General features: G+C 32.7%; 2 protein-coding genes. Both read left to right on the top strand.

Features of this window, described 5'->3' with window-relative positions:
- A partial coding sequence (locus QME58_14530; protein MDI6805027.1) for a hypothetical protein occupies nt 1-241 on the top strand: 241 nt, incomplete at its 5' end.
- A 28-nt stretch (nt 242-269) separates the two neighbouring features.
- Nucleotides 270-513, top strand: a 244-nt coding sequence (locus tag QME58_14525; protein MDI6805026.1) for a hypothetical protein, incomplete at its 3' end; no start/stop codon positions are given.

Genomic DNA, 513 nt, shown 5'->3' with positions numbered 1-513 from the left:
ACCACCTGATAAAGTAAAAAGAAAAATATCTTTTAAGGTAAAGCATGCAAAATATCCGTTGAAAATAAATTGGGATATAATATCAGGCAACAGTATAGAATACTGGTTGGTACAACCCACGGGCAACCCGCTAAAATTAACAAGTAAAGGTTCAATCGAATTAGATGAAAGAATAAGAGGGAATATACAAATCGAGGCACAGGCAGTAATGCCCGGTCCCTGTGAAAATAATATACGATAAGTCATAGACTTATTAAAGGAGAAAATATATGAAATTATTTAAATTACTTATATTAATTTCTGTGTTGAGTATAATTTCTCGCACACAAGAAATTACTAATGAAGGAAAACAAATTCATCGAGTTCCTTTCTTATCCTCCGGTAATGTAATAGAATTATCGGTCCAAAATATATCGGAGCTATCTTTATCAGGTATCAAGATAAATGTAGTTGATGCACCATCATGGATGAATTTTAAATCGAAGCAGAAAACAATTGAAGCGATTGCACCGA

Source organism: Bacteroidota bacterium (assembly GCA_030017895.1).
In the GTDB taxonomy this organism is placed as follows: Bacteria; Bacteroidota; Ignavibacteria; order UBA10030; family BY39; genus JASEGV01.
This window is presented reverse-complemented; position numbering and strand designations above follow the sequence as displayed.